19 protein-coding genes and 7 tRNA genes are annotated in these 22,774 nt (G+C 52.4%); 5 read left to right on the top strand and 21 right to left on the bottom strand.

The features are described 5' to 3' along the window. Nucleotides 1–64 precede the first annotated feature (64 nt). On the top strand, nucleotides 65–1,240 hold the full coding sequence (ubiF, locus tag OGV77_RS03205) for a 3-demethoxyubiquinol 3-hydroxylase (protein ID WP_087051566.1): 1,176 nt from the start codon (nucleotides 65–67) through the stop codon (nucleotides 1,238–1,240). A gap of 120 nt (nucleotides 1,241–1,360) precedes the next feature. On the opposite strand, the gene OGV77_RS03200 is transcribed toward ubiF, so the two are convergent. The 12 genes from OGV77_RS03200 to nagB all read right to left on the bottom strand — a co-directional run bounded on the left by OGV77_RS03200 (nucleotide 1,361) and on the right by nagB (nucleotide 8,413). Then, a tRNA-Gln gene (locus OGV77_RS03200) sits at nucleotides 1,361–1,435 on the bottom strand. Nucleotides 1,436–1,471: 36 nt separating this feature from the next. Continuing rightward, nucleotides 1,472–1,546: transfer RNA gene (locus OGV77_RS03195), tRNA-Gln, on the bottom strand. Nucleotides 1,547–1,589: 43 nt separating this feature from the next. Next, nucleotides 1,590–1,666: transfer RNA gene (locus OGV77_RS03190), tRNA-Met, on the bottom strand. 21 nt (nucleotides 1,667–1,687) lie between these two features. After that, a tRNA-Gln gene (locus OGV77_RS03185) sits at nucleotides 1,688–1,762 on the bottom strand. Between the two features lie 37 nt (nucleotides 1,763–1,799). Continuing rightward, nucleotides 1,800–1,874: transfer RNA gene (locus OGV77_RS03180), tRNA-Gln, on the bottom strand. A gap of 23 nt (nucleotides 1,875–1,897) precedes the next feature. Further along, nucleotides 1,898–1,982, bottom strand: a tRNA-Leu gene (locus OGV77_RS03175). An 8-nt stretch (nucleotides 1,983–1,990) separates the two neighbouring features. Continuing rightward, nucleotides 1,991–2,067, bottom strand: a tRNA-Met gene (locus OGV77_RS03170). 223 nt (nucleotides 2,068–2,290) lie between these two features. Then, nucleotides 2,291–3,955 carry an asparagine synthase B gene (gene asnB, locus OGV77_RS03165; RefSeq protein WP_003835552.1) on the bottom strand — a complete coding sequence of 555 codons (1,665 nt, stop codon included), beginning with the start codon at nucleotides 3,953–3,955 and terminating at the stop codon, nucleotides 2,291–2,293. Between the two features lie 300 nt (nucleotides 3,956–4,255). Next, nucleotides 4,256–5,008, bottom strand: coding sequence for a ribonucleotide monophosphatase NagD (gene nagD / locus OGV77_RS03160; RefSeq protein WP_005121413.1), 753 nt, complete (start codon nucleotides 5,006–5,008; stop codon nucleotides 4,256–4,258). A gap of 166 nt (nucleotides 5,009–5,174) precedes the next feature. Next, entirely contained in the window at nucleotides 5,175–6,395 is a 1,221-nt protein-coding gene (gene nagC / locus OGV77_RS03155) for a DNA-binding transcriptional regulator NagC (protein ID WP_075144993.1), read from the bottom strand. An 8-nt stretch (nucleotides 6,396–6,403) separates the two neighbouring features. Then, nucleotides 6,404–7,552 (bottom strand): N-acetylglucosamine-6-phosphate deacetylase, encoded by a 1,149-nt coding sequence (gene nagA, locus OGV77_RS03150; RefSeq protein ID WP_043015582.1) that lies wholly within the window; start codon nucleotides 7,550–7,552, stop codon nucleotides 6,404–6,406. A gap of 60 nt (nucleotides 7,553–7,612) precedes the next feature. Then, complete coding sequence (nagB, locus tag OGV77_RS03145) at nucleotides 7,613–8,413, bottom strand: glucosamine-6-phosphate deaminase (protein WP_003022803.1); 801 nt, start codon at nucleotides 8,411–8,413, stop codon at nucleotides 7,613–7,615. A gap of 342 nt (nucleotides 8,414–8,755) precedes the next feature. On the opposite strand from nagB, the gene nagE reads away from it, so the two are divergent. From nagE to OGV77_RS03125, 4 genes are all read left to right on the top strand, one after another. Continuing rightward, a complete protein-coding gene (nagE, locus tag OGV77_RS03140) occupies nucleotides 8,756–10,705 on the top strand; it encodes a PTS N-acetyl glucosamine transporter subunit IIABC (RefSeq protein ID WP_047412672.1) in 1,950 nt (649 codons plus the stop codon). 187 nt (nucleotides 10,706–10,892) lie between these two features. Then, complete coding sequence (glnS, locus tag OGV77_RS03135) at nucleotides 10,893–12,560, top strand: glutamine--tRNA ligase (RefSeq protein WP_043015584.1); 1,668 nt, start codon at nucleotides 10,893–10,895, stop codon at nucleotides 12,558–12,560. A gap of 560 nt (nucleotides 12,561–13,120) precedes the next feature. Then, the gene (gene chiP / locus OGV77_RS03130) at nucleotides 13,121–14,527 is read left to right on the top strand and encodes a chitoporin ChiP (RefSeq protein WP_047412667.1); all 1,407 of its coding nucleotides are present in this window, start codon (nucleotides 13,121–13,123) and stop codon (nucleotides 14,525–14,527) included. Nucleotides 14,528–14,576: 49 nt separating this feature from the next. Next, nucleotides 14,577–14,909, top strand: coding sequence for a ChiQ/YbfN family lipoprotein (locus OGV77_RS03125; RefSeq protein ID WP_047412664.1), 333 nt, complete (start codon nucleotides 14,577–14,579; stop codon nucleotides 14,907–14,909). Between the two features lie 51 nt (nucleotides 14,910–14,960). Here OGV77_RS03125 and OGV77_RS03120 read toward each other — a convergent pair whose 3' ends face one another. From OGV77_RS03120 to ybfF, 9 genes are all read right to left on the bottom strand, one after another. Then, entirely contained in the window at nucleotides 14,961–16,256 is a 1,296-nt protein-coding gene (locus OGV77_RS03120) for an MFS transporter (protein ID WP_087051565.1), read from the bottom strand. 53 nt (nucleotides 16,257–16,309) lie between these two features. Beyond that, nucleotides 16,310–17,449, bottom strand: coding sequence for a tricarballylate utilization 4Fe-4S protein TcuB (tcuB, locus tag OGV77_RS03115; RefSeq protein ID WP_087051563.1), 1,140 nt, complete (start codon nucleotides 17,447–17,449; stop codon nucleotides 16,310–16,312). Next, complete coding sequence (tcuA, locus tag OGV77_RS03110; RefSeq protein WP_087051562.1) at nucleotides 17,436–18,839, bottom strand: FAD-dependent tricarballylate dehydrogenase TcuA; 1,404 nt, start codon at nucleotides 18,837–18,839, stop codon at nucleotides 17,436–17,438. The genes tcuB and tcuA overlap by 14 nt, the downstream gene beginning before the upstream one ends. Before the next feature lie 97 nt (nucleotides 18,840–18,936). Next, nucleotides 18,937–19,863, bottom strand: a complete 927-nt coding sequence (gene tcuR, locus OGV77_RS03105) for a tricarballylate utilization LysR family transcriptional regulator TcuR (RefSeq protein ID WP_043015590.1) — start codon at nucleotides 19,861–19,863, stop codon at nucleotides 18,937–18,939. 128 nt (nucleotides 19,864–19,991) lie between these two features. Further along, nucleotides 19,992–20,438 carry a ferric iron uptake transcriptional regulator gene (fur, locus tag OGV77_RS03100; protein ID WP_003022836.1) on the bottom strand — a complete coding sequence of 149 codons (447 nt, stop codon included), beginning with the start codon at nucleotides 20,436–20,438 and terminating at the stop codon, nucleotides 19,992–19,994. Further along, the gene (locus tag OGV77_RS03095) at nucleotides 20,431–20,517 is read right to left on the bottom strand and encodes a ryhB-regulated fur leader peptide (RefSeq protein ID WP_049259739.1); all 87 of its coding nucleotides are present in this window, start codon (nucleotides 20,515–20,517) and stop codon (nucleotides 20,431–20,433) included. The genes fur and OGV77_RS03095 overlap by 8 nt, the downstream gene beginning before the upstream one ends. A gap of 210 nt (nucleotides 20,518–20,727) precedes the next feature. Then, on the bottom strand, nucleotides 20,728–21,258 hold the full coding sequence (gene fldA / locus OGV77_RS03090) for a flavodoxin FldA (protein WP_003022839.1): 531 nt from the start codon (nucleotides 21,256–21,258) through the stop codon (nucleotides 20,728–20,730). Nucleotides 21,259–21,413: 155 nt separating this feature from the next. After that, nucleotides 21,414–21,701 (bottom strand): LexA regulated protein, encoded by a 288-nt coding sequence (gene ybfE / locus OGV77_RS03085; protein ID WP_043015591.1) that lies wholly within the window; start codon nucleotides 21,699–21,701, stop codon nucleotides 21,414–21,416. A gap of 128 nt (nucleotides 21,702–21,829) precedes the next feature. Continuing rightward, on the bottom strand, nucleotides 21,830–22,603 hold the full coding sequence (gene ybfF, locus OGV77_RS03080) for an esterase (protein ID WP_043017865.1): 774 nt from the start codon (nucleotides 22,601–22,603) through the stop codon (nucleotides 21,830–21,832). Nucleotides 22,604–22,774: the final 171 nt, after the last annotated feature.

Genomic DNA, 22,774 nt, shown 5'->3' with positions numbered 1-22,774 from the left:
TGTCAGCCTCAAGGGGTAAAAAATCCTGTAAACTTACGCAATACATGTAACAGGATAATTGACCATGACAAATCAACCAACGGAAATTGCCATTGTCGGCGGGGGGATGGTCGGCGGCGCGCTGGCGCTGGGACTGGCGCAGCATGGATTTGCGGTAACGGTCATTGAACATGCCGTTCCTGCGCCGTTTGTGGCAGACGGACAGCCTGATGTCAGAATTTCGGCCATCAGTTCCGCCTCCGTGTCGCTGCTGAAGGGGCTGGGCGTCTGGGATACGGTTCAGGGGATGCGCAGCCATCCTTATCGTCGTCTGGAAACGTGGGAATGGGAAAATGCCCATGTGATGTTTGATGCCGCCGAGCTTAAGCTACCCTTGCTGGGTTATATGGTGGAAAACACGGTTCTGCAACAGGCACTCTGGCAGGCGCTGGAAGCCCACCCTAAAGTCACGTTGCGCGTGCCTGCGTCGCTTCTCTCTTTGCATCAACATAACGATCGACATGAGCTTGAACTGGCAGGCGGTGAAAAGATCAGCGCCAGGCTGGTCATCGGTGCGGATGGCGCAAATTCTCAGGTGCGGAAAATGGCAGGGATTGGTATCCATGCCTGGCAATACGCGCAGTCCTGTATGTTGATTACCGTGCAATGCGAGAATTCACCGGGAGACAGCACCTGGCAGCAATTTACCCCAGACGGTCCGCGCGCGTTTTTACCGCTGTTCGATAACTGGGCCTCGCTGGTGTGGTATGACTCACCGGCGCGAATCCGTCAGTTGCAGGGGTTAAGCATGTCGCAACTGCAGGCGGAGATCGCCAAACATTTCCCTACACGACTCGGTAACGTTACGCCTGTGGCGGCGGGGGCATTCCCGCTTACGCGCCGTCACGCGCTGCAATATGTGCAGCCAGGCCTTGCGCTGGTAGGTGATGCCGCGCATACCATTCACCCTCTGGCGGGGCAGGGCGTTAATCTGGGGTTCCGTGATGTGGATGCGCTGATTGATGTGCTGGTGAATGCGCGCAGCTATGGCGAGTCCTGGGCTAGTCAGCCGGTGCTGAAGCGTTATCAGAACCGTCGTATGACTGATAATTTCATCATGCAAAGCGGCATGGATCTGTTTTACGCCGGATTTAGCAACAACCTGCAGCCGCTGCGTATCATGCGTAATCTCGGGTTAATGGCCGCAGAGCGCGCAGGCGTGCTGAAGCGTCAGGCGCTGAAGTATGCGTTAGGATTGTAGCTCGAGTGGTGCCTGATGGCGCTACGCTTATCAGGCCTACGAGTCATGTAGGTCGGGTAAGGCTTGCCGTCACCCGGTGTTAGAAAAGCAAAAAGCTCGCCGAAGCGAGCTTTTTTAATATGGCTGGGGTACGAGGATTCGAACCTCGGAATGCTGGTATCAGAAACCAGAGCCTTACCGCTTGGCGATACCCCAACGGGCGCACCCACTGAGTGGATGACTTTTTGAAATTGGCTGGGGTACGAGGATTCGAACCTCGGAATGCTGGTATCAGAAACCAGAGCCTTACCGCTTGGCGATACCCCAACAATTTTTTGGATTTACCGAACGAGTCGATACGTCCTTAATATGGTGGCTACGACGGGATTCGAACCTGTGACCCCATCATTATGAGTGATGTGCTCTAACCAGCTGAGCTACGTAGCCAAATACTAACATATTCTTCGATGGCTGGGGTACCTGGATTCGAACCAGGGAATGCCGGTATCAAAAACCGGTGCCTTACCGCTTGGCGATACCCCAATGACCGTTGCGGTGAACCGCTATATCGAAGAAAAAATGGCTGGGGTACCTGGATTCGAACCAGGGAATGCCGGTATCAAAAACCGGTGCCTTACCGCTTGGCGATACCCCATCCGTGCAACGCTTACGGGTGAATGGTGCGGGAGGCGAGACTTGAACTCGCACACCTTGCGGCGCCAGAACCTAAATCTGGTGCGTCTACCAATTTCGCCACTCCCGCAAAAAAGATGGTGGCTACGACGGGATTCGAACCTGTGACCCCATCATTATGAGTGATGTGCTCTAACCAGCTGAGCTACGTAGCCATCTTTTTTTCGCGTAACCTTATCGGCGTTGCGGGGCGCATTATGCGTATTGAGCCTTGAAGCGTCAACCCCTTTTTCATTGAAAATAGCTGGAATGTGACTGTTTGGTTAGGTTGCGAACAGCATGGCGCAATATTCGGCAATTATTAGTTATTAATTGTTTTTTTGCACATAAAACAGACATAAAAAAAGAGCCCCGCAGGGCCCTTTTCTAAGGATTGACTTATTTATACGCGGACTGATGCACGCCAACCGCACGACCAGATGGATCGTTCATGGTTTTAAACGCCTCATCCCATTCGATCGCTTTGGCAGAAGAACAGGCAACCGACGGCCCGCCCGGTACGCATTCCGCAGCGCTCGCAACCGGGAACAGCTCTTCGAAAATCTCACGGTACAAATACGCTTCTTTCGACGATGGCGTGTTGTAAGGGAAGCGGAAGCTGGCGGTTTCCAGTTGTTGGTCAGAAACTTGCTCAGCAGCCACCTCTTTCAAGGTATCAATCCAGCTGTAACCGACACCATCAGAGAACTGCTCTTTCTGACGCCATGCGACGCTTGCCGGCAGGTAGGACTCAAAACATTCGCGCAGAACGTGTTTTTCCATTTTACCGTTGCCGCACATTTTATCCTGTGGGTTGATGCGCATCGCCACATCAAGGAATTTCTTATCCAGGAAAGGCACGCGAGCTTCAACCCCCCAGGCTGACATCGCTTTGTTGGCTCGGGCGCAGTCGAACATATGCAGCGCCTGCAGCTTGCGCACGGTTTCTTCGTGCAGTTCTTTTGCATCTGGCGCTTTGTGGAAATAGAGATAGCCGCCAAATACTTCGTCAGAGCCTTCACCCGACAGCACCATTTTAATGCCCATCGCTTTAATTTTACGCGACATTAAGTACATTGGCGTCGAGGCGCGAATCGTCGTGACATCGTAAGTTTCGATGTGATAAATCACGTCGCGGATAGCATCCAGGCCTTCCTGCACGGTGAAGTGGATCTCATGGTGCACGGTACCCAGATGGTTCGCTACTTCCTGCGCGGCTTTCAGATCCGGTGCGCCTTCCAGGCCGACTGCGAAGGAGTGCAACTGCGGCCACCAGGCTTCGCTACGTTCCTGATCTTCAACACGGCGTGCCGCGTATTTTTTAGTGATCGCGGAAATGACGGAGGAATCCAGACCGCCGGACAGCAGTACTCCATAAGGAACGTCTGACATCAGGTGGCTTTTCACCGCATCTTCCAGCGCCTGACGCAGCTCGTTTTTATCGGTAACGTTGTCTTTTACCGCATCATATTCAAACCAGTCGCGCTGGTAATACTGACGAATTTCGCCGTCTTTACTCCATAAATAGCTACCGGCCGGGAATTCTTTGATTGTGCGGCACACGGGAACCAGGGCTTTCATTTCAGACGCGACGTAGAAGTTACCGTGCTCGTCGTAACCCATATACAGTGGGATGATCCCGATATGATCGCGGCCGATCAGATAAGCGTCTTGCTCGCTGTCATACAGGGCAAAAGCAAACATGCCTTGCAGGTCATCCAGAAACTCTGGGCCTTTTTCCTGATACAGCGCGAGGATAACTTCGCAGTCGGAACCTGTCTGGAACTGATAGCGATCGCCGTACTCAGCGCGCAGCGCCTGGTGGTTATAAATTTCACCGTTAACCGCCAGGATATGCGTTTTCTTCACGTTGTACAGCGGCTGAGCACCGGCGTTGACGTCGACGATGGACAGACGTTCGTGTGCCAGAATGGCGTTATCACTGGCGTAAATTCCCGACCAGTCCGGGCCGCGATGGCGCATCAGACGAGACAATTCCAGGGCTTTTTTACGCAGTTCAACTGCGTCAGTTTTAATATCGAATACGCCAAAAATAGAACACATAACCTTCTCCGTTAACCTGTTGCGTGATGCTTTTTATGTTTGCTTGATAAAGAAAATGCCGCAAAGCTGGAGAGGGCGCAAGCGAATTACGGGCCAGAAAATAAAAAACGCAATGGTCATTGTGGATTGGTGAAAAAAGATTACAGAATAGACGTGTTTATTGACGAATCGGTATTTTTATGGCGGTTTTATTAAATGGAAGGGTTTCCGTATGCCGGATAAGGTGTTGATACTGCCAACCGGCAATAACGCCGCAAATTTGCCGAACAAGACGAACTCATGTCTTATCCGGCCTGCGAATCAAATCACATCAATTTCAGCTACGGACGGGTAAATCCAGCTTGGTCTGAACGGCATGCTGTCAATGTCGTCGAGCGTCGAAACGCCAGACAATACCAGGATGGTTTCGAGACCGGCCTGGAAGCCCGCCAGAATGTCGGTACGCAGGTTGTCGCCAACGATAACGGTCTCTTCCGAGTGCGCCTGCATTTTATTGAGCGCCGCGCGAATAATCCACGGGCTGGGTTTGCCGACATAAAACGGCTTGCGGCCAGATATTTTTTCGATACCGGCGCACAGCGCACCGCAGGCGGGATAAAAGCCGCGACCGTGAGTATCCGGGTTTGTGGCAATGAAACGCGCGCCGTTGGCCACAAAATATGCCGCTTTATGCATCATGTCCCAGTTATAGGAACGCGTCTCGCCAACAATCACAAAATCGGGGTTCACGTCGGTAATGGTAAATCCGGCTTTATACAGTTCGTGAATTAACGCGCCTTCACCTACCACATAGGCTTTTTTCCCTTCCTGGCGGCGTAGAAAGTCAGCGGTAGCCATGGCGGAAGTATAAAAGACGCTATCAGGGACATTTACACCCGCGGTGGCGAAGCGGTTCGCCAGATCTTGCCCGGTCTGTGAAGGGTAATTGGTCAGCAGAACTAACGGCAGGCCTTTTTCCAGGATCCCAGTCAGAAATTCTGCCGCACCTGGTACGGCAACATTGTCGTGCATCAGCACGCCGTCGATATCACAAATTACATTCTTAATGGCCATGGACAATCCGACATTAAAAAAAGAAGGCATTACTATACACAAAATACACTACATCATTCGAGTTGCATCAAGGCGGCAAGTCTGCGAACCCCTGGAGCTTACTGAAGTAAGTGACCGGGGTGAGCAGATGCAGCTAACGCAGAGGCAGCTCGAAGGATGACGTGTATTAGTTTTCCAGCAAACGTTGCAGCAGTGTACCGTTGAGCATCGCACGCTTCACCAACGCAAAGGCGCCAATGGCAGAGCGGTGATCCAGCGTGGAACGAACCACCGGTAAATTGTGGCGAAACGCTTTCAACGCCTGCGTGTTGATACAGCTTTCTATTGCAGGCAGCAGCACTTTATCAGCCTCGGTAATTTCGCCCGCAATGACGATTTTTTGTGGGTTAAACAGGTTGATAGCGATGGCGATGGTTTTACCCAGGTGGCGACCAACGTGCTCAATGACTTCTGCTGCCAGATTATCGCCTTTATTTGCCGCCTTACAGATAGCTTTAATGCTGCAATCATCCAGCGTTAGCCGGCTTGGATAACCCTGTTTCAATAAGTTCTGCACGCGGTGTTCGATGGAGGCATTGGCGGCAATGGTTTCCAGACAGCCGAAGTTACCGCAGTGACAGCGCTCACCCAGCGGTTCAACCTGAATGTGACCAATCTCGCCCACGTTGCCATTGCGACCGATGAAAATTCGGCCATTGGAAATAATTCCCGCCCCGGTTCCGCGGTGAACTCGCACCAAAATGGAGTCTTCGCAATCCTGGCTTGCCCCGAAATAGTGCTCAGCCAGCGCCAGACTGCGGATATCGTGACCGACAAAGCAGGTAACCTTGAAGCGTTTTTCGAGCGCTTCGACCAGCCCCCAGTTTTCGACCTGAATGTGCGGCATATAGCGGATGACGCCGCTTTCAGGATCAACCAGGCCAGGCAGAATGACGGAAATCGCAATCAGCTCACGGATTTTCCGCTGGCAGCTCTCAATAAACGTTGCAATGGTGTTGAGCAGGGCATGCTCCAGCGTTTCCTGGGTGCGCTCCGGGAGAGGGTAATGCTCTTCGGCGACCACTTTACTGCTCATATCATAGAGCGTGAGCGTCGTGTCGTGACGGCCCAGGCGTACGCCGATGGCGTGGAAGTTGCGGGTTTCGGTGACGATAGAGATAGCGCGGCGGCCTCCGGTGGAGGCCTGCTGATCGACTTCTTTGATCAGCCCGCGTTCGATCAACTGACGCGTAATTTTAGTTACGCTGGCGGGGGCAAGCTGGCTTTGCTCGGCAATTTGAATTCGCGAGATTGGCCCATGCTGGTCAATCAGGCGATAAACCGCCGCGCTGTTAAGCTGTTTTACGAGATCAACATTACCTATTTGAGCTTGTCCGCCTGGTGTCATTCTTTCTCTTACTCAGTAACGACCTCGTTGCCATTAACGATGGTCTTGATGATTTTAAAGTCGTGCGTGAACGCAGTCAGGTTGGCTACTTTGCCTGGCGCGATGCTGCCGAGTTGTTTGTCGACGCCAATGGCGCGAGCAGGGTAGAGCGTTGCCATGCGTAAGACTTCGTCGAGAGCGATATTCGCATGTTCGACCAGATTGCGTACGCCTTCAATCATGGTTAATGATGAACCGCTCAACGTACCGTTCTCATCAACGCACAATCCATTCCGGTAGTATATTGTTTTACCAGCGAAAATGAACTGTTCAATGTTTGCACCTGCCGGCGCGGTCGCATCGGTGACCAGGCACAGCTTGTCGCCTTTCAGGCGTTTGGCATTACGAATGTTAACGTAGTCAACGTGCAGGCCATCGGCGATGATACCGCAATAGATATCGGCTTCATCAAGAATCGCACCCGCCAGACCGGGCTCACGGCCGGTAATATACGGCATCGCGTTGAACAGATGTGTCGCAAAGGTGATGCCTGCGCGGAAGCCGATTTTTGCTTCTTTTACCGTCGCATTTGAGTGACCTGCAGAAACAACAATACCTGCATTTACCAGTTTGGTGATGACCTCGACCGGGACCATTTCTGGCGCCAGCGTCACTTTGGTGATCACATCGGCATTATCGCACAGGAAATCGACCAGCGCAGCGTCCGGCTGACGGACAAATCCCGGATTATGAGTACCTTTTTTCACCAGATTCAGCCACGGACCTTCAAGATGAAGCCCTAATGCCTGATTTGGGTGTTTCGCCAGGTATTCACGCATGACGCGAACGCCTTGTTTCATCAGGTCATCGCTGGTGGTAATAAGCGTTGGCAGGTAGCTGGTGCAGCCGGATTTTTCATTGGCTTTCTGCATGATTTCCAGCGTTTCAACGGTCACGGCTTCTGCCGTATCGTTAAACTGTACGCCGCCGCAGCCGTTTAGCTGTACATCAATAAAACCGGGGGAAACAATGGCCCCATTCAGTGAGCGCTGTTCAATTCCTGACGGTAACTCAGCCAGTGGGCAAACGCTGTCAATCAGGCCATTGGCGACAACAATCGCATGGTCATCAAGAATTTCGTGACCGGTAAAGATCCGGCCCTGGGTTAAAGCATACATTCCGACCCCCGATTTCAAAAAATGCCGCCCTGCAACTTATCGACAGGGCGGAGACATCAATTACAGACCTTTAATATTTTCCGCTTCTAACTCGTTAAAGTATTTCAGCGTTTTCACTTTCAGTTCCATGGTGGAAGGCTCATCGCACACCACAACGGCTTTAGGGTGCAGCTGCAGACAGCTGATGGTCCACATGTGGTTAACGTTGCCTTCAACGGCAGCTTGCAGCGCCTGCGCCTTCTGGTGACCCAGTACCAGGATCATCACTTCTTCGGCATCCAGCAGGGTGCCCACGCCAACGGTCAGGGCGTATTTAGGCACCTGGCTTACGTCGCCGTCAAAGAAGCGTGAGTTAGCAACACGCGTGTCGTGAGTCAGCGTTTTGATGCGAGTACGGGAAGCCAAAGAGGAGGCCGGTTCGTTGAACGCGATGTGACCATCGTTGCCTACACCGCCCATAAACAGGTGGATTTTACCGTAAGAACGAATTTTTTCTTCATACTGGCGGCATTCTGCATCAATATCGGGCGCGTTACCATTGAGGAGGTTGATGTTTTCTGCTGGAATATCAACGTGATCAAAGAAGTTGCGATGCATGAAGCTATGGTAGCTTTCCGGATGTTCTTTCGGCAGGCCAACATATTCATCCATATTGAAAGTTACAACATGTTTGAAGCTCACCTGGCCCGCTTTGTGCATTTCAACCAATGCTTTATAAGCTGTCAGCGGAGTACCGCCAGTCGGCAGGCCCAGAACGAACGGACGATCTGCCGTTGGTTTGAACGCGTTAATACGGTTAACGATATGGCGAGCAGCCCATTTGCCGACTTGTTCAGCGGTATTCAGGGGGATCAGTCTCATTCTTCACCTCAAAAGTAAATGTAAGCAGTTGGCGGATTGAGTCTCTGTGCAGTATTAAGCGTAACCTGGTTTTGCATCGGTAAGGATCAATCCGTTTCGATTTTTTGAATGATAAAATAAGTTTTCGTAGTTAGCCAGTGGAAGGGAGGCTTAATAACGATATTTGGTGACTGAAATCACAAAAAACACGCGTTTAATTTGCGATACGAATTAAATTTTCACACACTCTGAATGTAGATGAATGGTTAATATCGTTGCTCCAGAATCTTGCTGTCAGGAATGGTCGCACAATAAAAATATGGCTTCAAAGAAGCCTAATCGGGGTCTCGTAGGGGGAATAAAATGAATATTTTAGGTTTTTTCCAGCGGCTGGGTAGGGCGTTACAGCTCCCCATCGCTGTGCTGCCAGTCGCGGCACTGCTGCTGCGATTCGGCCAACCAGATTTACTTAACGTACCCTTCATCGCGCAAGCGGGTGGGGCCATCTTTGATAACCTCGCGTTAATTTTCGCTATCGGTGTGGCTTCCAGCTGGTCAAAAGACAGCGCGGGCGCGGCAGCGTTGGCGGGTGCAGTCGGTTATTTCATATTGACCAAAGCAATGGTGACCATTAACCCGGCCATCAATATGGGTGTGCTGGCGGGTATCATCACCGGTCTGGTCGGCGGTGCGGTGTATAACCGTTGGTCTGGTATCAAACTGCCTGACTTCCTGAGCTTCTTTGGCGGCAAACGCTTTGTGCCGATCGCCACTGGCTTCTTCTGTCTGGTGCTGGCAGCTATCTTCGGCTACGTGTGGCCACCGGTGCAGAACGCCATCCATGCGGGTGGTGAGTGGATCGTGGGCGCAGGCGCACTGGGTTCCGGTATCTTTGGTTTCATCAACCGTCTGTTGATCCCAACCGGTCTGCATCAGGTTCTGAATACCATCGCCTGGTTCCAGATTGGCGAATTTACTAACGCCGCTGGTACCGTATTCCACGGTGACATCAACCGCTTCTACGCGGGTGACGGCACTGCGGGTATGTTCATGTCTGGTTTCTTCCCGATCATGATGTTTGGTCTGCCGGGTGCGGCGCTGGCGATGTACTTCGCGGCTCCGAAAGCACGTCGTCCGATGGTTGGCGGTATGCTGCTGTCCGTTGCGATCACTGCATTCCTGACCGGTGTTACCGAGCCGCTGGAATTCCTGTTCATGTTCCTGGCTCCACTGCTGTACCTCCTGCACGCACTGTTAACAGGTATCAGCCTGTTCGTTGCAACACTGCTGGGTATCCACGCAGGCTTCTCCTTCTCCGCAGGTGCTATCGACTACGTGTTGATGTACAACCTGCCGGCAGCAAGCCAGAACGTCTGGATGCTGGTGGTGATGGGTCTGGTGTTCTTTGTTATCTACTTTGTGTTGTTCAGCGCGGTTATCCGTATGTTTAACCTGAAAACGCCGGGCCGCGAAGATAAAGAAGACGACATCGTTACTGAAGAAGCCAACAGCAACACTGAAGAAGGTTTGGCTCAACTGGCAACCAGCTACATTGCAGCGGTTGGCGGTACCGATAACCTGAAAGCGATTGATGCCTGTATCACTCGTCTGCGTCTGACCGTTGCCGACTCCGGTCGCGTAAACGATGCGATGTGTAAACGTTTAGGTGCTTCTGGAGTGGTTAAGCTGAACAAGCAAACTATCCAGGTCATTGTGGGTGCGAAAGCTGAATCCATCGGCGACGAAATGAAAAAAGTTGTCGCGCGTGGTCCGGTGGCGGCAGCGTCTGGCGAAACTGCGCCAGCAGCAGCGACTCCGGTTGCAAAACCGCAGGCTGTAGCAAACGCAGCAACCGTTGAAGCGCTGGTTTCTCCGATTACCGGTGACGTCGTTGCGCTGGAGCAGGTTCCTGATGAAGCCTTCGCCAGCAAAGCGGTAGGCGACGGCGTGGCGGTAAAACCAACGGATAAAATCGTGGTTGCTCCGGCTGCGGGCACCATCGTGAAAATCTTCAACACTAACCATGCGTTCTGTCTGGAAACCGTGAAAGGCGCGGAAATCGTGGTCCATATGGGTATCGATACCGTCGCGCTGGAAGGTAAAGGCTTTAAGCGTCTGGTTGAAGAAGGCGCGGAAGTGACTGCAGGCCAACCGATTCTGGAAATGGACCTGGAGTACCTGAACGCCAACGCACGTTCCATGATTAGCCCGGTTGTGTGCAGCAACAGCGATGATTTCGGCGCTCTGGTCATTAAAGCCGAAGGTCATGTGGTTGCTGGTCAAACACCACTGTATGAGATTAAAGGTAAATAACTGCTCCTGAGTAAAGTGAGTTAAGTGCCTTAAGCGGCGGGGGATCTTCCTCCGCCGCTTTTTTTTGCAGCAAATACCCTCATATATCCTGTTGAAACACCTTTTTTGTGCAACTAATAGTTGTCTCCTGACGTCGCTTATAAGATCATGTTCCGTTATACGTTGTTTACGCTTTGAGGAATCCACGATGAGTGAGGCTGAAGCCCGCCCGAGTAACTTTATTCGTCAGATCATCGATGAAGATCTGGCCAGTGGTAAGCACACCACTATCCATACACGTTTTCCGCCGGAGCCAAATGGCTATCTGCACATTGGCCACGCGAAATCCATTTGTCTGAACTTTGGCATTGCGCAAGATTACCAGGGCCAGTGCAACCTGCGTTTTGATGATACGAACCCGGTTAAAGAAGATATCGAGTACGTTGAGTCGATTAAAAACGACGTTGAATGGTTAGGTTTCCACTGGACTGGCGATATTCGCTACTCTTCGGATTACTTCGATCAGCTTCACGCCTATGCGGTAGAGCTTATTAATAAAGGTCTGGCGTATGTTGACGAACTGTCAGCGGACGAAATCCGCGAATACCGTGGCACGCTGACTCAGCCTGGCAAAAACAGCCCGTACCGCGATCGTAGCGTCGAAGAGAACCTGGCGCTGTTCGAAAAAATGCGTACCGGGGGTTTTGAAGAAGGTAAAGCCTGCCTGCGCGCGAAAATCGATATGGCTTCGCCGTTTATCGTAATGCGCGATCCGGTGCTGTATCGTATTAAATTCGCCGAACACCACCAGACCGGCAACAAGTGGTGCATCTACCCGATGTACGACTTTACCCACTGCATCAGCGATGCGCTGGAAGGCATTACGCATTCACTGTGTACGCTGGAGTTCCAGGATAACCGTCGTCTGTACGACTGGGTGCTGGACAACATCACTATTCCGGTTCATCCGCGCCAGTACGAATTCTCGCGCCTGAATCTGGAATACACCGTGATGTCCAAGCGCAAGCTGAATCTGCTGGTGACTGACAAGCACGTTGAAGGCTGGGACGATCCGCGTATGCCAACGATCTCTGGTCTGCGTCGTCGTGGTTACACCGCCGCCGCTATCCGTGAGTTTTGCAAACGTATTGGCGTGACCAAGCAGGACAACACCATTGAGATCGCTTCTCTGGAATCCTGTATTCGCGAAGATCTGAATGAAAACGCCCCGCGCGCGATGGCGGTTATCGATCCGGTGAAACTGGTTATCGAAAACTACCCGCAGGGCGAGAGCGAACTGGTCACCATGCCTAACCATCCGAATAAACCGGAAATGGGCAGCCGTGAAGTGCCGTTCAGCGGTGAAATTTGGATCGATCGCGCAGACTTCCGTGAAGAAGCCAACAAGCAGTACAAGCGTCTGGTGATGGGCAAAGAAGTACGTCTGCGTAACGCTTACGTGATCAAGGCCGAGCGTGTAGAGAAAGATGCGGAAGGGAATATCACCACCATTTTCTGCACTTACGATGCGGACACTCTGAGCAAAGATCCAGCCGATGGTCGTAAAGTAAAAGGCGTTATTCATTGGGTAAGCGCGTCCCATGCGCTGCCGATTGAAATCCGTCTGTACGACCGCCTGTTTAGCGTACCAAATCCAGGTGCGGCGGAAGATTTCCTGTCCGTCATCAACCCGGAGTCGCTGGTCATTAAACACGGCTACGGCGAGCCATCACTGCAGGCCGCGGTTGCAGGCAAGGCGTTCCAGTTTGAACGTGAAGGCTACTTCTGCCTCGACAGCCGCTATGCAACGGCTGACAAGCTGGTGTTTAACCGCACCGTTGGTCTGCGTGATACGTGGGCTAAAGTGGGCGAATAAGCTGCCTCATATCCTGTCTAAACGCCGCTTCATGCGGCGTTTTTTTTCGCAAAAAAACCGTGCGCCAGGCTCCGTTTGCGGAGCGAATTAATTACATGTCTGTAATAATGGATTGGCTGAATGTTTTTGCGTTTAAATAACTTACCTCAATATGAAATGGGCTGAAACCGATTTCATCTCCATGGAAAACAAGCCTTTTTTTCATTTTCTCAACGCTTTTTTATCTCCCAATGAAAATGTAACAGAAAGCAATGAAATATGTGCGGTTGCTCATACTATTACATACTCGTTACAGAAAGAGATTGATAATTCGCGTCGCGAAAAATAGTCTATTCATTGTAGTCACTGAGGTTTTCTTAGCGCTACTTTTTTAATTTTTGTTTTTTCGCTGACCGCTTTTATCGGCAGCATTTAATACCCAATGGATTTCGAGTTGCATCAAGGCGGCGACGCAGCGAATTCCCGGGAGCGTACATCAGTACGTGACTGGGATGAGCGAGGAAAGCCAACGCAGATGCGGCTTGAAAGACGAAGGGTTATACGTCAAAGAGGATTAACATATGCGTACGTTTAGTGGCAAACGTAGTACGCTGGCGCTGGCTATCGCCGGTATCACAGCAATGTCGGGTTTTGTTGTTGCTCCCCAGGTACACGCCGAAGGTTTCATTGATGATTCCACTTTAACCGGCGGCATCTATTACTGGCAGCGTGAGCGTGACCGTAAAGATGTGACCGATCATGACAAATACAAAACCAACCTTTCTCACTCCACCTGGAACGCTAACCTCGACTTCCAGTCCGGTTATGCGGCCGATATGTTTGGTATTGATATCGCAGCATTCACCGCTATTGAAATGAACGAAAGTAGCGAAAGCGGCCATCCAAACGAAATCGCATTCTCTTCAAAAAATAAAGGCTATGACGAAGATTACTCCGGCGATAAAAGCGGAATTAGTCTTTATAAAGCAGCAGCCAAATTTAAATACGGCCCAACCTGGGCGCGTGCCGGTTACATTCAACCAACCGGACAGACTCTGTTGGCTCCGCACTGGAGCTTTATGCCAGGGACCTATCAGGGTGCTGAAGCCGGCGCCAACTTCGACTATGGTGATGCGGGTGCACTGAGCTTCTCCTATATGTGGGCCAACGAATATAAAGCACCGTGGCACACCGAAGTCGATAAATTCTATCAGGCTGATAAAAAGACCAGCGTAGATTACCTGCACTCAATCGGCGCGAAATATGACTTCAAAAATAACCTGTTGCTGGAAGCGGCATTTGGTCAGTCTGAAGGCTACGTCGATCAGTACTTCGCAAAAGCCAGCTACAAATTCGATTTAGGCGGTAACCCGTTTACCACCAGCTACCAGTTCTATGGCGCGCGTGACAAAGTTGATGACCGCACCGTGAACGATATTTATGACGGTACGGCCTGGCTGCAGGCGTTGACCTTCGGCTACAAAGTGGCGGAAGTGGTTGACCTGCGTCTGGAAGGGACCTGGGTTAAAGCGGACGGGCAGCAGGGTTACTTCCTGCAACGTATGACGCCGACCTACGCCTCATCCAACGGTCGCCTTGATGTCTGGTGGGATAACCGATCCGACTTCAACGCCAACGGCGAAAAGGCAGTCTTCTTCGGCGCAATGTATGACCTGAAGAACTGGAACCTGCCGGGCTGGGCAGTGGGCGCGTCCTACGTTTACGCATGGGATGCCAAACCTTCTACCTGGCAGCTCAACCCGGATGCGTACTACGACAAAAACCGGACTATCGAAGAGTCTTCTTACAGCCTGGATGCGGTTTATACCCTGCAGGACGGTCGTGCGAAGGGCACCATGTTTAAACTGCACTTCACCCAGTACGACAACCATTCAGATATTCCGAGCTGGGGCGGTGGTTACGGCAACATCTTCCAGGATGAGCGTGACGTGAAATTCATCGTTATTGCTCCGTTCACCATCTTCTAATGCCAACAGCGGCAGGCCTGGCGCCTGCCGCATCGTTGAGGAAAGTGCTATGAAAAAACTGATACTCATCGCCGTTATGGCATCAGGGCTGGTGGCTTGTGCACAATCCCCTGCGCCGAAAGAAGACAGCCGTCTGAAAGAAGCCTACAGCGCGTGTATTAATACCGCGCAAGGATCGCCGGAGAAAATAGAAGCCTGCCAAAGCGTGTTGAATGTGCTGAAGAAAGAAAAGCAGCACCAGCAGTTTGCCAATGAAGAAAGCGTACGCGTACTGGATTATCAGCAGTGTATCCAGGCCACGCGCACGGGTAACGATCAGTCTGTTAATGCTGATTGCAACAAAGTCTGGCAGGAAATTCGTAGCAAGAATACTGCGCAGTAAATCGAAAAATGAAAATACAACGGGCGGAGAATTTTTCCGCCCGTTTGCTTTTCAGAGCTTATGTTCCACCGGCTGATAACCCCGACTCAGCCGCACAAACAGCATTGCCGTGGCGGCGAGTCCGCAAAGTGCCGCGCACATCAGCCACCATCCCGGTGAGCTTTTATCCCCGGTGAGCTGAACCAGCGCCGTGGATATGACCGGCGTTAGGCCGCCAAAAATCGCCGTGGCAAGACTGAATGCCAGTGAAAAGCCCACCGTACGCACATAGACCGGCATCACCTCGGTGAGTGCGGCTACCATTGCCCCGTTATACATCCCAAAAAAGAACGAGAACCAAAGCAGGACCAACGTCATGCGCGTAAAATCTGGCGCGGCGGTGAGCCAGTGCATTACCGGCCAGGTAGTGATCAGTGCGAGTACGGTAATCCCCATCAACACTGGACGACGACCAATTCGGTCAGAAATTGCCCCGCCAATCGGCAGCCAGATAAAGTTAGAAATACCGACCAGCATGGTGACTACCAGGCTGTCGTGCGCGCTCAGGTGGAGTACAGCCCTGCCGTAGGTCGGGGTGTAGACGGTAATGAAATAGAACGTCGTAGTGGTCATCGCCACCAGCAGCGTACCCGCAGCAATGAGGCGCCAGTTTTTGATGATAGTGGTGAAAATTTCCCTGGTGTCGGGCCGATGTGTTCGTTGTAAAAATGCGTCGGTCTCCTGAAGCGAACGGCGCAGGACGAAGATCAAAGGAATAATCATGCAACCAATAAAGAAGGGAATACGCCAGCCCCATTCAGAGATCTCATCGTGCCCCAGCGTGGCGTTCAGGCCGTAACCAATCAATGCAGCTACCACAATCGCGACCTGTTGGCTGGCGGACTGCCAGCTTGTGTAAAAGCCTTTATTGCCAGGCGTGGCGATTTCAGACAGATAAACCGAGACGCCGCCCAGCTCCACGCCCGCAGAGAAGCCCTGTAATAATCGACCGACTAATACCAGCACAGGAGCCAGCAGGCCAATACTTTGATAACCGGGAACCAGGGCAATCAGCAGGGTACCGCAGCCCATAATCGCCAGCGTCACCATCAGTCCTTTGCGGCGACCAATTCTGTCGATGTAAGCGCCCAGCACGATTGCCCCAACCGGTCGCATTAAGAAACCCGAGCCGAATACTGCGAAGGTCAACATGAGCCCGGCAAATTCACTCTCCGCAGGAAAGAAAGTCCTGGCGATATAGGTGGCGTAAAAACCGAACAGAAAAAAGTCGAACTGTTCGAGAAAATTACCGCTGGTTACCCGCAGTATTGCGCCGAAAGTTCCGGCGCGCGATGGTTGTTGTGTCATTGGGTTTGCTCCACTGTCTTATCATAATATTTATAGAGGTAAGAGTTTGCGGGTTAGTCGCCTGTGACCCCCGCCTGTTTGCCGCGCCGTTTCTCAATCGCCCACTTGAGTAAGGCTGCGCAGCGGTAAAATCCATGGGCAAATTTTCCGTAAGGAATGGTCAGAAAAAGCGCCATGACCACACCGAGATGAATGGCCAGTAAAATAGCCATCCATGAAGTGTCTCTTCCCGCCAGCAGCGCCAGACCGGTCAGACTGGTCAGCAGCAGCAGCAAAATAAAACCGCGATCCATCGGTTTTTGCCGTGCGTCGCCATGTAGCGGTGAGCGCTTGAGATTGAGCCATAGCAAGCCAGCCGGGCCGACAACCAGGCCAATGCCACCCAACGTGCCCAGCATCACCGGAACGCTGAAGAACGGATAGGGCGCTTCTATGCCTGCAAAGTAGTGATAGCCCGTTGCGACCACGGTGGCGGCAAAGCAGAGCATAAAACCGTAGAAGGTAAAGTGATGGAAGCGGCGGCGCATCAGGGTGAAGGCATCATCCGCTTCGTTACAACCTTTGCCGTGGCCACCATCGAGATATTTCAGCGTCAGCGCATCGTGTGAGGCTTCAGCAATCTCGGCGGAACGCGGCATACCCGGAGAGATCTCGCGCCAGAAGCGGATCACGCCCGCCATCAGCAAACCGATCGCCAGAATAAAGACCGAACCAAACATCCAGGCCAGCAGGTTATGCGGGAAAATTTGATAGAAATCCCCGCCCAGCGGAGGATGGAATAGTGAACCTTTCAAACCGATGGCGAGGAGTAAAAACAGGATCAGACCGAAAACCAGCGCCAGCGTCACGGTGACGCCTGCGCGACGATAAAGCGCGCCAAAGGAGGCGGGTTGCGCGTAGTGCTGATAGGTTTCGAGCCGGACTTCCGCCATCGCTTTCGGTACGTTGATGGCAAATTCATGAGGTGGGGCATACTGACACGCGTGCAGGCAAGCGCCGCAGTTATGGCACAAGTTTGCCAGATAATTGATATCCGCTTTACCGAATTCCAGGCGCTGCGTCATGGCCGGGAACACGGCGCAAAATCCTTCACAATAGCGACAGGCATTGCAGACCTGCATCACGCGTTCAACTTCCGCTTCCGGTTCAGTGATAATTTGCGCTTCGATAATCAGTTTCTCAAGCTGCCTCATGACGAGTCTCCTTACGTGCGGCCAGCGCGGCTTCTTTTCCGGCAATACGGCCAAAGGTTGTGCCGATTGACATGCCCACACCTGCGGTGTAGCCCTTGCCCAGCACGTTGCCTGCCATCATCTCTCCGGCGACGAACAGGTTACGGCTTGGCTGCCCGGCAAAGTGAACGGCAGCGCGCTCGTTCACTTTTAACCCGAGATAGGTGAAGGTGATCCCTGGCCGCAGGGCATAGCCGTAGTATGGCGGTTGGTCCAGCGGTCGTGCCCAGTGCGTTTTCGCGGGTAGCAAATCTTTGGTGGCGCAGTTATCCAGAACGGTATGGTCGAACTGGCCGGGCTGGCAGGCGTTGTTGTACTCCGTCACGGTGTGGGTAAAGCGTTCACCATTCAGCCCCAACTGATGAGCCAGTTCTGCCAGCGTATTGGCCTGTGCGCCAGGAAAGACCGGAGGCATGAAGTGGCCGATGGCTTTACTGTCGATGATGGAGTAACCAATCTGCCCTGGCTGTTGAGCGACCAGACGTCCCCAGATGGCGTAGCGTTTCGGCCAGAAATCTTCGCCTTCATCATAAAAACGCTCAGCGTCACGGTTGACGACTATGCCGAGCGAAACACAGTCCACGCGAGTACAAATCCCGCCGTCATATAATGGCGCTCTGGCGTCAATGGCTACGCAGTGTGACTGGGAGGGTTCGCCGATAATGTCGGCTCCGGCATCCATCATAAATTTGAGCAGTACGCCCTGGTTAAAGCGCGTACCGCGAATCAGGAAGTTATCCGCAGGCCACTCGCCGCGCTCGTTCTCTCCCCACGCTTCTCGCAGCCATTCGCGGTTAGACTCAAACCCGCCCGCGGCAAGCACGCAGGATTTCGCTGTGATACGCTCGTTGCCTGACAGCGCCGCCACGAACTCGCCGTTGTGCAGTTCAAGCTCCTGCACCGGTGTGTTATAGCGGATTTGTACGCCCAGCTTTTCTGCGCTGCGATAATAGGCATTCACGAGAGCTTTACCGCCCCCCATAAAAAAAGCGTTGGTTCGCGCCACGTGTAAAGCGCCAGAGAGTGGAGGCTGAAAATTGACGCCGTGCTGGCGCATCCAGTCGCGGCAATGTGATGAGGTACGGATCACCAGACGCGCCAGGGCTTCGTTGGTATTTCCTTCTGTGACGCGCTGCAGGTCTTGCCAGAACTCCTCTTCCGGATAGCTTTCCACCAGCACATCCTGCGGCGCATCATGCATACAGCGCAGATTACGCGTGTGTTGGGAATTTCCCCCACGCCATTCCCGGGGAGCCGCTTCGAGTAGTAAAACGGAAGCGCCTTGCTCCCGGGCGGTAAGGGCAGCGCATAAGGCAGCATTGCCACCGCCAATCACCAGAACATCAACCATCGTATACTCCATTACCATTTAACTAATTGTTAAATTTGTAGTTGAAATGTATACGTGCGGCTTGTGCGGGCGCTATGACGTAGCGCTAAAGAGGGCTTTAGTTATTGTAAAGGATGGCACCTGGCCAGCTTCCTGCTTCTACCAGTTGATGCATCACTTTCGTCAGTACCACGCGGGCAGCGAGGCCCGCCGGGGTGAGCTCATCGTCAGATAGGCTCACCAGAAAATTGGGGCGGCTAAGTATCGGATTATGGACGCCGATCACTCTTAGCGTCTCTTTATCGAGATGGGAAATCGCCGCTCCGGGTTGAAGAGTGGCGCCAATGCCACTGCGCACGGCGCGCATCAGCAGCGCCAGACCATCAATTTCTGTAGCGATCTCAATGTTCAGCGCGTGTTCCTGACTAATTGCCTCCAGCCTGCCGCGCAGACCGTGGCCTGGGCTTGGCATTATCAATGGAATACTCGCCAGTTGGGCAGGCGCAATATTGTCATCGGCAATATCAGCCAGTAGGGCATGGGTCCCAATCAAAAACAGCCGTTCTTCGAGAATCGGTCTGGCACTCCAGCGCAGGATCTTTTCTTTTTGAAACACCACAGCCAGATCAATCTGGCGGGTATTAATCATCCGTTCCAGATTACCAGAGAGACTTTCCACCACGTGCAGGCGAACATCGCTATAGCTTTCCCGCATGGCGTGAATAAAAGGCATACCGAGAACGGAAGCGGTACTGGGAGCCATACCGACGCTGACGTGCCCGGAAAGCCGGGACTCTCGTGCGGCGAGGATCGCATCGTCTGCGTGACGGAGCGCCAGCTGCGCCTGGGAATAAAAAGCCAGTCCGGCGCTGGTCGGCGTCACGCCTCGCGAGGTGCGCTGCAGCAGGCGAATAGCGAGTTCGTTTTCCAGACGCGACATTTGCTGGCTGAGTGCCGAAACCCCGATATTGAGATCGAGCGCCGCGCTACCCATGCTGCCGGTTTCTACAATGCGCACAAAATAGCGTAGCTGGCGAAGTTCCATTTCGACTCTCCGGAAGGGGCAATTGATTTTTACATTAAAGCAACACAGGAGCGGAGGGAAGGGGAAAAGGGCAGGTAACGCCCATAAAAAAAGCCAACCGGAGGGTTGGCTTTTCAGAAAGCATTACATTATTTGCCGTCGTGGGCGTGCTCATCTTCGCGGCAATCGCCTTCGGCGCAGTGACCGTAAAGATAGAGGCTATGGTTAGTTAAGCGAATGCCATGTTTAGCCGCAATCTCACGCTGGCGGGCTTCGATGGAATCATCGCTGAACTCGACCACTTTGCCGCAGTCAAGGCAGATGAGGTGATCGTGATGATGCTGTTGAGTCAGTTCGAAGACGGATTTACCACCTTCAAAATTATGGCGGGTCACGATACCGGCATCATCAAACTGGTTCAGCACGCGATACACGGTCGCCAGACCAATTTCTTCACCCATATCGATCAGGCGTTTGTATAAGTCTTCCGCACTGACGTGATGGTTATCCGGTTCCTGAAGAACTTCCAGAATTTTTAAACGAGGAAGCGTTACTTTCAGGCCAGCCTTCTTTAATGCGGTATTGTTGTCAGTCATGCGGAATCTGTCCTGTAGCTAAACGATTCACTTCATTAACAGAAGTGACAGAAATTGCACTTGAGATAATGCGATTCATTATAGAACTGCCATGGCTAAATGAAAACTGCAAGTCTCTGGCATATATTGTTAATCAAAACGTGGTATCGCCGACAAACACACTGTGCAACACCCGATTGGCATCCAGCCATTGTACAGGGTCAGACGAAAAAGTTACAAATTTGTAGCAATTATTTTGATTGGTTTTATCTATTGATGCGGCGCAGATGGAAATCTGCGCCGCACGAAATCAGGCATTGATGATTTCGTCGAGGTGCAGCTCTTCAGAGATCTGCTTAACCCATTTTTCTACGCGCTCAGCGGTCAGTTCAGGCTGGCGATCTTCATCGATAGCCAGACCGACAAAGTGGTCGTCGTCAGCCAGACCTTTGGACGCTTCAAAGTGATAACCCGCTGTCGGCCAGTGACCAACGATGGTTGCGCCGCGCGGTTCGATGATGTCGCGAATTGTGCCTAACGCATCGCAGAAATATTCTGCGTAATCTTCCTGGTCGCCGCAGCCGAACAATGCAACCAGTTTGCCGTTAAAATCAATGTCTTCGAGGGTAGGGAAGAAATCGTCCCAGTCACACTGCGCTTCACCGTAGTACCAGGTTGGGATGCCGAGCAGCAGTATGTCATACCCTTCGAGGTCTTCTTTGCTGCTTTTTGCAATGTCATGAACATCGGCAACGTCTTTACCAAGCTGTTTTTGAATCATTTTTGCGATGTTTTCGGTGTTACCGGTGTCGCTGCCGAAAAAGATGCCAGTGATTGCCATGAGTAAAATAACCTCTTGAAACTTATTGAAATGGTGGTGGCGCATTGCCCACGGATAAGGGCAATCATAGCAGAACAGTCTGGCATGCGGAAACAGCAAACACGCAGGACTGCACTCTGTGCTACACGATTTATGATTTAGAGCAGAAATTCAGACTAAGCCTGACCGCGCAATGCGCTGAGTTGGGCCATCAGCATCTCTTCGATGAGTTCACTGCGACTCATATTGCGCGCCTCGGCCAGCTCGTTCAGAGCGTCAACGGCATCAGCGTTCAGTTTCAGTTCGACACGCTTAAGCCCGCGAACTTTATCGCGTTTAAGCTGATTACGTTTGTTAATACGTAACTGTTCATCACGCGAGAGCGGATTAGTTTTGGGTCGTCCCGGGCGACGCTCCTGCGCGAACAGATCTAATGTCGTACGGTCCGTTTGTTCTTTGGCCATGATCTTGGTGACTTCGGGGAAACAATCAGCCAGGCGTCTGCCCGGATGGATAGCGCGCCATAATACATCAGCAGGGGGGACACGCCAACGCCCACGCGCGTAATCGCGCGCAGACGCTGAGTTTTTAATCAGTTAGCCTGCTCGTCCAGATAACGACGGATGGCGCGCAGCACCGCCTCCGGTTTTTCTGCATGCACCCAATGACCCGCGCCAGCAATAACGTGCGCCCGAGCCTGCGGGAATTGCGCCAGCAGCTGTTCGCGATACGCTTCGGTAACATACGGTGAGTTGCCGCCAGGGATAAACAGCGCCGGGTGCTCCCACGGCGGAATGGTCTCCCAACCGACGATATGGGGATATTGATCCCACAGCACGGGAACGTTAAAACGCCACTCGCCGTCGACAAATGATTTCAGCAGAAATTGGATTACGCCTTCTTCTTGCAGATGTTGACGCATGACGCTCGCCGCCTGCTGACGCGAAGTGGCCTGCGCATCGGTTACAGCATTGATTGCCGCAAAAATCTCATCGTGACGGCGCACATGATAGTCAACGGGGGCGATGTCGATAGCGACCAGCCGTTCGACACGCTCTGGAGCCAGCGCGGTTAACGCCATGACGGCTTTTCCCCCCATCGAGTGACCAATAAAGATCGCTTTATCTATCTGCCGATCGTCCAGCGTATCCAGCAGATCTTGTGCCATGGCCGGATAATTCATCTCAGGCGAGCGAGGGGAGAGTCCATGGTTTCGCATATCAACCTGGATGATATCGTGATCGGCTACCAGGGAGCGCGCCAGGATCCCCAGGTTATCCAGACTGCCAAACAGGCCGTGAACCAGGACGATGGGAGAATTATTGTGCAGGTTTTGCGCAGATTGCGCTCGGATATTCAATTTCATGGCAAAGTTCTTTTTTTCACACTCACGGGTTAGGGTATCATGTTGACCATTCTGCCACATGGCTGCAACAACTACGGTTACTCTGAGTTTTGCCCGCCACCAGGCTTGACGCTATCCGCTGTTGGGATTTGCCTTTACACTACGCGTGTTAACCCAACAACTTGTATTCAG

The sequence above is a fragment of the Citrobacter sp. Ce129 genome, from assembly GCF_030334545.1.
Classification (GTDB): domain Bacteria; phylum Pseudomonadota; class Gammaproteobacteria; order Enterobacterales; family Enterobacteriaceae; genus Citrobacter; species Citrobacter europaeus.
Note: the sequence above shows the minus strand (reverse complement) of the source record. Positions and strands in the feature narration are given on the sequence as shown.

What these genes read in the sequence shown, in the direction of transcription:
- glnS (WP_043015584.1), top strand. Translation starts at nt 10,893, where the DNA reads ATGAGTGAGGCTGAAGCCCGCCCGAGTAACTTTATTCGTCAGATCATC.
- nagC (WP_075144993.1), bottom strand. Translation starts at nt 6,395, where the DNA reads ATGACACCAGGCGGACAAGCTCAAATAGGTAATGTTGATCTCGTAAAA.
- ybfE (WP_043015591.1), bottom strand. Translation starts at nt 21,701, where the DNA reads ATGGCCAAAGAACAAACGGACCGTACGACATTAGATCTGTTCGCGCAG.
- asnB (WP_003835552.1), bottom strand. Translation starts at nt 3,955, where the DNA reads ATGTGTTCTATTTTTGGCGTATTCGATATTAAAACTGACGCAGTTGAA.
- fldA (WP_003022839.1), bottom strand. Translation starts at nt 21,258, where the DNA reads ATGGCAATCACTGGCATCTTTTTCGGCAGCGACACCGGTAACACCGAA.
- ubiF (WP_087051566.1), top strand. Translation starts at nt 65, where the DNA reads ATGACAAATCAACCAACGGAAATTGCCATTGTCGGCGGGGGGATGGTC.
- ybfF (WP_043017865.1), bottom strand. Translation starts at nt 22,603, where the DNA reads ATGAAATTGAATATCCGAGCGCAATCTGCGCAAAACCTGCACAATAAT.
- nagB (WP_003022803.1), bottom strand. Translation starts at nt 8,413, where the DNA reads ATGAGACTGATCCCCCTGAATACCGCTGAACAAGTCGGCAAATGGGCT.
- nagA (WP_043015582.1), bottom strand. Translation starts at nt 7,552, where the DNA reads ATGTATGCTTTAACCCAGGGCCGGATCTTTACCGGTCACGAAATTCTT.
- tcuR (WP_043015590.1), bottom strand. Translation starts at nt 19,863, where the DNA reads ATGGAACTTCGCCAGCTACGCTATTTTGTGCGCATTGTAGAAACCGGC.
- tcuB (WP_087051563.1), bottom strand. Translation starts at nt 17,449, where the DNA reads ATGAGGCAGCTTGAGAAACTGATTATCGAAGCGCAAATTATCACTGAA.
- OGV77_RS03095 (WP_049259739.1), bottom strand. Translation starts at nt 20,517, where the DNA reads ATGAATCGCATTATCTCAAGTGCAATTTCTGTCACTTCTGTTAATGAA.
- fur (WP_003022836.1), bottom strand. Translation starts at nt 20,438, where the DNA reads ATGACTGACAACAATACCGCATTAAAGAAGGCTGGCCTGAAAGTAACG.
- chiP (WP_047412667.1), top strand. Translation starts at nt 13,121, where the DNA reads ATGCGTACGTTTAGTGGCAAACGTAGTACGCTGGCGCTGGCTATCGCC.
- nagD (WP_005121413.1), bottom strand. Translation starts at nt 5,008, where the DNA reads ATGGCCATTAAGAATGTAATTTGTGATATCGACGGCGTGCTGATGCAC.
- OGV77_RS03125 (WP_047412664.1), top strand. Translation starts at nt 14,577, where the DNA reads ATGAAAAAACTGATACTCATCGCCGTTATGGCATCAGGGCTGGTGGCT.
- OGV77_RS03120 (WP_087051565.1), bottom strand. Translation starts at nt 16,256, where the DNA reads ATGACACAACAACCATCGCGCGCCGGAACTTTCGGCGCAATACTGCGG.
- nagE (WP_047412672.1), top strand. Translation starts at nt 8,756, where the DNA reads ATGAATATTTTAGGTTTTTTCCAGCGGCTGGGTAGGGCGTTACAGCTC.
- tcuA (WP_087051562.1), bottom strand. Translation starts at nt 18,839, where the DNA reads ATGGTTGATGTTCTGGTGATTGGCGGTGGCAATGCTGCCTTATGCGCT.